Raw genomic sequence first — 6,000 nt, 5'->3', positions numbered from 1 at the left:
AGCATCAGTAATGGTGGCTTCAACCTCTAAGGTCTCGCCTTCGGCTGGGGCGGGTACGTCAACCACGACTTCACCGTTTGTGATGTCTTCTTCAGTGAGTACGGTGTCTTGTCCGTTAACCGTGACCACATCGCCCGCTTCAGCATCTTCTGGTAGGGTAACCGTGACTGGTACGTTACCGTCTGCGTCGATTTCGTCTTCAGTAATGAACTCGTCACCGTTACCAATCGCAACTTCTGGTGCGGTTGGTGCGGTAGTGTCTATGGTGGCGCTGTCAGTTGCCGGATCACTGGTGTTACCAGCTTGGTCGGTGATGGTGGCGTTAACGTCTAAGGTTTCGCCTTCTGCTGGAGCGGGTACGTCAACCACAACTTCACCGGTGTCTACGTCTGTTTGGGTAAGGACTTTGTCTTCACCATTGACAGTTAGCGTGTCACCAACTTCTACGCCACCTGGTAGGGTGACGGTAACCGGTACGTTGCCATCTGCGTCAATCTCGTCAGGCGTGATAAAGTCATCACCATCACCGATTTCAACGGCAGTAGGAGCGCTTGGGGCAGCGGTGTCACGTGTGGCGCTGTCAGTTGTTGGGTCACTCTCGTTACCAGCTGGGTCAGTGATGGTGGCTTCTACTTCAAGCATTTCATCTTCAGCGGGTGCTGGTACGTCAACCACGACTTCACCTGCGGTGATGTCATCGTCAGTAAGGGTGGTTTCTACGCCGTTAACGTCAACAACATCACCGGCTTCGGCGTCATCTGGTATGGTGACGGTAACGGGTACGTTGCCATCTGCGTCAATCTCGTCAGGCGTGATAAAGTCATCACCATCACCGATTTCAACGGCAGTAGGAGCGCTTGGGGCAGCGGTGTCTGGTGCAGGTGCAGGTGCAGGTGCAGGTGTATCATCATCGTCATCATCAAGTGCAGCAGCTATCAAGCCAATACCCGCTAGACCTGCAAGCCATGGCCAAATACCAACGCCTTCTTGATCAACACCAATCCACCATGGCGTAGGCTGGGGGGGGCCTCCTAAGGCTTGACCTTCTAATTCTCCATCAGTTAGATTAGTAACATAATCTTCAGCTAATGTTGTGTCAGGGATATAGTAGTAATAAGAACCACTTTCATGCTTACCAATCAAAGCACTGTTATCGTCGTTGTAAAACCCTTCAATAACTAAGTCGGCTTCTTTGTGGTCTTTATCAAAGGCTACTAATAAATCATTGCCTTGACGTTTAGTCACTATATGATGAGGTGCGAAACCTGTTTCCTCAACAGTTAGCTCATAATTGACGTTTTTAGCTGCTTTAACAACAGTAGGTTTTCCATTTTGAGTGATGACTTTATGTTGGACGACTATTTGAGCAGCGTCATTTACATTAACAATGATAGTTTTCATAAAAGTATTCCTTTAGACCTAAGACGATGTAGCTTTAATTGGTTGTAATAATTTAGTGTAGATAATTATATTATTTTGGCGAGACGATAGCGACTACACGTCTATTTGTCTGGCGACCCTCTCTAGTACTATTAGTAGCCACAGGTTTACTTTCACCATAACCGATGCTGGTAAGACGATCGGGACTCACACCGTAGTTTTTGACCAGCTCATCTCTAACAGCAGATGCACGACGCTCTGATAAACCCTGATTATAATCTTCAGTACCCGTACTATCTGTATGACCTTCAATACTAGCAATGGTATCGGGATATTCGCGCAAGTATTCTGATAGTTTATCAATTCTTGCATTGTATACAGGCTGAATAACAGCTTTATCAAATTCAAATAAAACGTCTAATCTGTAAGGGACAAATAGTTCAACTTCTGGCACCACCTCAACAACCTTGGTAGCAGGCGGACAATTAACCTGAACACGACTAACTTGATGGTTTTGAGTGGGTAGTGTATTGATAAAATCTACAACATTCTGGTCATTAATTGTAGCCGTTGAAGAAATAGGTGAGACAACAGTCTCATTCTGATCACTAACACTTACTTGGTATAAATAACTCAATTTGCCTTCAGTATTGACAATCATTGGATTATAAGACAAATCATTAGATTTGTTGCCAGTTACTTGTGTGCTAACCGTATGTTCACCAGTACAAACTAGGAGGTTAGTGACATGTCCAGAACCCAAACTGACATGATAATAAGAATCAACTGCTAAATTGGCGTTAGTTTCAGGTGATAAATTATCTTGTAAGCGGAAAAAAACCAGATGACTCATGTTATCTGGTACATTTTTATTCGCAAAGTTTGTTTCCCTTGAAGTATCCCAAGTAATCTCACCTACTTGACGTGTTTCAGCATTTAAGCCAGTTGAAATTGCAATAGATAAGATAAGTAATGACTTTTTAAATAACTTCATCAGAGTGTCCCAGATATTAAAAATTAGCGATATCCTATCACTTCAAAATATATTGACTTGTCTTCAAATTAAGTGATAGATAATAAAATTTAGGTTAAACTATTGATATTAAAAGAAAAAAATATTATTTCTGAAAAGATAATAGGACGTTAACCAATACTTAAGAAAATATGAACCTATATTAATATATTATAATTAGTTTAAATAAACAATATATACGTAATAGTATTTACATTTAAATACACTCACTAAAGTTTAAATTTTAATGGCTTTGACTCAACACTCGTTTAGAAATTAGATTATATTTTAATTACCGTAGCTACATTCCAATATTTAAAATATTAGCTATTTAAGATAAAAAAGTGTTTAAAATCAATATTTAATAGGTTTATAATCACTAGTGATATAGTATAAAAACGATAAAAGGCGAGCTAAACTCACCTTTCATTGAATATTAGGTCTATTAAACATTAACCGCATATATATTCAGTAGTAACCTGAGTTTAAGGTGCTAAGCAGCGTCTAGTTGATCCAAACATAATAAAATCTCACCATCAACAAGCTTCAAAGGATAGCAGTCAAGTTTGACGCTATCATCATCTAAGCAAGCTCCAGTAGCCAAATTAAAGCGCTGTTTGTAAATAGGCGATGCTATATAGATGATTTCTTCATTTACTAACTCTTCATCTCGTTGAACCTTGACCATTGTACTACCCAACAAACCGCGCGATAGTACATTTGCTTTGCTAAAGGGATCAAAGTTATCAATGGCGAAAACTTCGTCAAAACGGGTGCGAAATATGGCTATCTGTTTGCCATCAACTAAAGCGCAAACTCCGCCCTCGGGAATAATGTCTTCAAGTTGGCATATATATTGAGTCGTCATAATATTTTCCTTAATCAATTTTTTGATCTTTAAATTTCAACTGCATTGAATAACCACTTAAGCTATAACAGCCTCTAAAGCTTCTTTCTCGACATCAGTTGCTGGGCGAATTTGTTCTCGTTCAGTCACAAAAACGACATTATCATCACCTAGTTCACTATTAACAAAATGACGGAAACGCTTAAGTTTCTCTTTATTGGTAATGGTTTCTTTCCACTCGCAAACATAATTGTCTACTAGCAGCTGCATTTGCGTTTCAAGCTCGTCTGCGATACCTAAGCTGTCTTCGATGATGACGTCTTTTAGATAGTCCAGTCCACCCTCAAGGCTTTCTCGCCACTTGGAAGTACGCTGTAGCTTATCAGCAGTTTTGATATAAAACATAGTGATGCGATCGATGTATTTAATCAACGTTTCCGTATCTAAATCGGTAGCGAATAACTCACCATGACGCGGCACCATACCGCCGTTACCACAAACGTATAGGTTCCATCCATTTTCTGTCGCTATTATTCCAAAATCTTTTGACTGCGCTTCTGCACATTCGCGGGTACATCCAGACACACCCATTTTAATTTTGTGAGGTGCACGAACGCCTTTATAACGATTTTCAAGCGTTAATGCTAAGCCTACGCTGTCATCAACACCGTAACGGCACCAGCTATTACCCACGCAGGATTTAACCGTTCGTAACGACTTACCATAAGCGTGTCCAGTTTCGAATCCAGCTTCGATTAATCGTTGCCAGATATCAGGTAGCTGCTCAAGTCGAGCGCCAAATAAATCAACACGCTGACCACCAGTAATCTTGGTATATAAATTAAAATCTTTTGCAACTTCACCCAATACAATAAGTTTGTCCGCTGTAATCTCACCACCTGCAATTCTTGGAACAACGGAGTAGGTTCCATCTTTTTGAATATTGCCTAGATAGTAGTCGTTGGTCTCTTGAAGAGGCGCAAGCTTAGTATCTAAGACATAATCGTTCCAGCAAGAGGATAAAATAGACGCTACCGCAGGTTTACAAATTTCACAGCCACGCCCTGTACCATGTTGTGTTAATAATTCATCAAATGTCTTAATACCGTGTACACGCACTAAGCTATATAGCTCTTGACGAGAATGAGCAAAGTGTTCACATAAATCGTTATTAACTTCAAAACCCATGTCAGTTAATTTATAAGCCAATACATCTTTAACCATGGGAGCACAACCACCACAGCCTGTACCAGCTTTGGTACAGCTTTTTACTTCTGCAAGTGAATAAGCACCGTCTTCTACCGCCCCGCATATGTCGCCTTTGCTGACATTAAAGCATGAACAAATAGCTGCTGTATCTGGCAGGTTATCAACACCCATCGTAGGTTTTTCAACATGAGGAAGGATCAAACTTTCAGGGTGATCAGGTAAATCCATATCATTCAAAAACAATTGTAATAGGTTGTTATAGTCATCGGTATCGCCTACCATAACGGCACCTAGAAGCTTCTTATTGTCTTGACTGGTTACAAGCTTTTTGTAGATACCCTCATTAGGATTTTGATAAACATAGCTCAAACTGCCTTCAGTTTTACCATGCGCATCACCAATACTACCCACATCAACACCCATAAGCTTAAGTTTGGTACTCATATCAGCGCCTATGAAGGTTTTTTCGGTATCACCAGCGATTTGAGCGGCGCAAATACTCGCCATCGTATAGCCTGGTGCGACTAAACCGAAAACCTTATTGTCCCAGACTGCACATTCACCGATTGCATAGACGTCACTTGCATTGGTCTTACAACTGTTATCAATTAATATTCCGCCGCGGCCACCAAGTTCAATGCCAGTATTTTCATTATTTTTGATAATGCCGTCTTGAGGTCTGATACCAGCGCTGAATACAATTAAATCGGTGTCAAGCTCGGTATCGTCAGTAAACTGCATGGTGAGAACGCTGTTTTTTTCTAAGCGTAAGTTGTCAGTATGTTTTTGATGAATGTCATGATTTAAAGAAATAGAATTGTTTGCAATTATTTCTTTTGTATTTTTACCTGTTAATACGGTTACTCCTAAAGCTTCAATTTTCTTTCTTAGGATATCTCCGCCCGCTGGGTCTAGCTGGACGCCCATAAGTTGTGGCGCAAATTCAACAACATAAGTTTCAAGTCCTAGCGTCACCAAAGCTTTTGCAGCTTCAAGCCCTAGCAGACCACCTCCAACCACAACACCTTTTTTAACTTTAGGCTTATTAGCAATCTCTAGGATTTTGTCCAAATCTGCGATAGTACGGTATACCTGACAATGAGAATGATCGCCCCCTTCAATAGGTGGTACAAAAGGATAAGAGCCTGTCGCTAACACTAATTTGTCATAGTCTATTTTTTCGCCGAACTCTGTTGCTATAAACCGTTTCTCACTATCTATATCTATAATACGTTGGTTTAAATGCAGCTTAATGTCACCATTTTTGTAGGCTTCTAAATCGACAAGGTTAAGTTTGCTAGCATCTTTATGTTCAAAATAACTTGAAAGATATACACGATCATAAGCGGGACGATCTTCTTCTGCGAATACATGAATGTCATAGAGTTTGTTTAAACCAAGTTCTATCGCTTTTTCTATAAAGTGGTGACCAACCATGCCATTACCGATGACCACTAAATTGTTTTTGTCTGAACCTTGAATCTTACTCATATTTAACTTACTCGCATTATTAATGAAATAGGGTGGTTGAAATCGACTGATCAAATTTAAA

The 6,000-nt window shown here is 40.3% G+C and carries 3 protein-coding genes and 1 pseudogene; all 4 read right to left on the bottom strand.

Features of this window, described 5'->3' with window-relative positions; translation table 11 throughout:
- Positions 1-1,401 (bottom strand): annotated as a pseudogene (locus AC2SLP_RS09795) (hypothetical protein); the annotation flags it as partial.
- Positions 1,402-1,471: 70 nt separating this feature from the next.
- Entirely contained in the window at positions 1,472-2,374 is a 903-nt protein-coding gene (locus AC2SLP_RS09790; protein WP_486536488.1) for an OmpA family protein, read from the bottom strand.
- Positions 2,375-2,885: 511 nt separating this feature from the next.
- The gene (gene nirD / locus AC2SLP_RS09785; RefSeq protein ID WP_486536487.1) at positions 2,886-3,260 is read right to left on the bottom strand and encodes a nitrite reductase small subunit NirD; all 375 of its coding nucleotides are present in this window, start codon (positions 3,258-3,260) and stop codon (positions 2,886-2,888) included.
- Positions 3,261-3,317: 57 nt separating this feature from the next.
- Entirely contained in the window at positions 3,318-5,939 is a 2,622-nt protein-coding gene (gene nirB, locus AC2SLP_RS09780) for a nitrite reductase large subunit NirB (protein WP_486536486.1), read from the bottom strand.
- Between the last annotated feature and the right edge of the window lie 61 nt (positions 5,940-6,000).

The organism is Psychrobacter sp. CX21, assembly GCF_057396255.1.
Note: the sequence above shows the minus strand (reverse complement) of the source record. Positions and strands in the feature narration are given on the sequence as shown.